The organism is Rhodovulum sp. (assembly GCF_011048875.1).
GTDB classification, from domain to species: domain Bacteria; phylum Pseudomonadota; class Alphaproteobacteria; order Rhodobacterales; family Rhodobacteraceae; genus Rhodovulum; species Rhodovulum tesquicola.
Window position 1 is genome coordinate 1 of sequence record NZ_DSDD01000089.1, and the last position, 1,995, is coordinate 1,995.

The 1,995-nt window shown below is 68.4% G+C and carries 2 protein-coding genes; both read right to left on the reverse strand.

Annotated elements, in window-relative coordinates:
* Positions 1 to 222: 222 nt before the first annotated feature.
* Positions 223 to 987: an ABC transporter ATP-binding protein gene (locus tag ENN83_RS03090; protein ID WP_287183976.1), complete on the reverse strand. Its 765-nt coding sequence runs from the start codon at positions 985 to 987 to the stop codon at positions 223 to 225.
* Positions 978 to 1,979, reverse strand: coding sequence for a FecCD family ABC transporter permease (locus ENN83_RS03095; protein WP_414707614.1), 1,002 nt, complete (start codon positions 1,977 to 1,979; stop codon positions 978 to 980). The genes ENN83_RS03090 and ENN83_RS03095 overlap by 10 nt, the downstream gene beginning before the upstream one ends.
* Between the last annotated feature and the right edge of the window lie 16 nt (positions 1,980 to 1,995).

Genomic DNA, 1,995 nt, shown 5'->3' on the forward strand with positions numbered 1-1,995 from the left:
GTCAGCTCCGTCCGTGTGATCGCTATCCCTGCCATGCCTGCCTCCATCCTTTGAGACCGCACTGAGCCAGAGTTCGTGAGCTTTGGGAATCCCCCTCGAGCCAGCCGAACGGGCCGTTGGTATAAGTCATTGTTTTTAATTTTATAAAATCGTTGCACCGCGTGCGGCAGCATAGACAAAGTGGTTGTTCTTGTTGCCGGGTCAGGTCAATCGCGCGGTCGATCAGGTCAAAGGTCGTGGCGTGATCTCCGCGCGGTCCAGCGGCAGGTCATAAAGACGCGCAAGTCGGTCAGGCTGCAATGCTACCGAAACCGGGCCGGTCCATGTACCGCCAGCAGAGTCCACGGTCATCACGCGGTCGGCGAGCCTGGCGGCATGGGCGGGCTCATGCGTCGACAGGATCAGGCCGAGACCCTCGGCGGCGAGGCGCTCCAATCGCTCCATCAGGCGGTGGCGGTTGCCCCAGTCGAGCGAGGCGGCGGGTTCGTCCAGCACCAAGAGCGGCGTTTCCTGTGCCAGCGCCCGCGCGATCAGCACCATCTGGCGCTGGCCACCCGACAGCTCGGTCACCGGGCACCCGGCAAGCGCGCCCAGCCCCAGGCGATCCAGTGCCGCCTGCGCCGCGTCCCGGTCTGTGGCCGAGGGCCGCCCGAAGGTCTGAAGACGGGCCGTGCGCGCCATCAGCACAACATCGCGCGCAGTGAAGGCGAAAGGAACATGCAGCGTTTGCGGGACCAGCGCCACGGCGCGGGCAATCTCGATCCGCGACAGGCCCGCCAGATCCCGGCCCGATAACCGGACACGGCCCGCCAGGGCCGGCAGCAGCCCCAGGGCCGTGCGAAACAGCGTCGTCTTGCCCGCGCCGTTGGGGCCAAGGATTGCCAGAACCTCGCCGGGGCGGACCGCAAACGCAATATCCCGTGCCAGCACCTGCCCCCGGTGCCCGATGGCCAGACCCTCTGCTTCGATCAGCGGCGTCACGCCCATTCCCGCCGCCCCCGTGCCAGCAGCCAGACAAAGACCGGCGCGCCGATGAGTGCGGTCAGCACGCCAAGCGGCACTTCCATCGTCGCCAGCGACCGCGCGGCGGTGTCCACCAGCACAAGGAAGGTCGCCCCGATCAGCAGGCTCGCGGGCAGCAGCCGGTCGAAGCGCGCGCCGACCAGAAAGCGCGCCATATGCGGCACCATCAGCCCGATCCAGCCGATGATGCCCGCGATCGCCACCGCCGTGGCGGTGACCAGCGTGGCGCAAAGGATCACGACCAGCCGCAACCGCCCCGTATCGACGCCAAGCGCGCGCGCCTCGTCCTCGCCCATCGCCATCACGCCGATGCGCCAGGCCAGCGCCGCCAGCGGCACAAGCCCCGCGACCACCGGCAGAACCGCCAGCATCAGATCGCCCGGTTTGACCGCGGCAAGGCTGCCCAGCAACCAGAAGGTGATGGCGGGCAATTGCTGGTCGGGATCGGCCAATATCTTGACGATCGAAATCCCCGCCGAGGCCAGCGCCCCGAGCGCGATGCCGGTCAGCACCATGACCAGAACTTCGGCCTGCCCGCGCAAAAGCGTCGCGACACCGATCACCAGGGCCACCGTGGCAAGGCCACCGGCAAAACCCATCAACTGGATCGCGATCACCGGCATCGACCAGAGAATGCCCAGCACCGCCCCGAACCCCGCCCCGGCAGAGACGCCTAGGATGTCGGGCGAGACCAGCGGGTTGCGAAAAATCGTCTGATAGGAGGCCCCTGCGCCCGCCAGCGCCGCCCCCACCAGCGCCGCCGCCAGAACCCGTGGCAGGCGGATGTTGAACAGCACCGTGGACGCCGTGGACGCCTCGGGCGTGCCGGTCAGGCGCGCAGCCATCAGGCGCAGCACCTCGCCCGGCGCGATGGCATAGGGGCCGGTGGCCGCGCCAAGGATCAGGGCGGCGACCAGCGCCGCGCCAAGCATCGGAAACAGCGCTGCAGCAGTCAGGCCGCGGCGCGCGCGA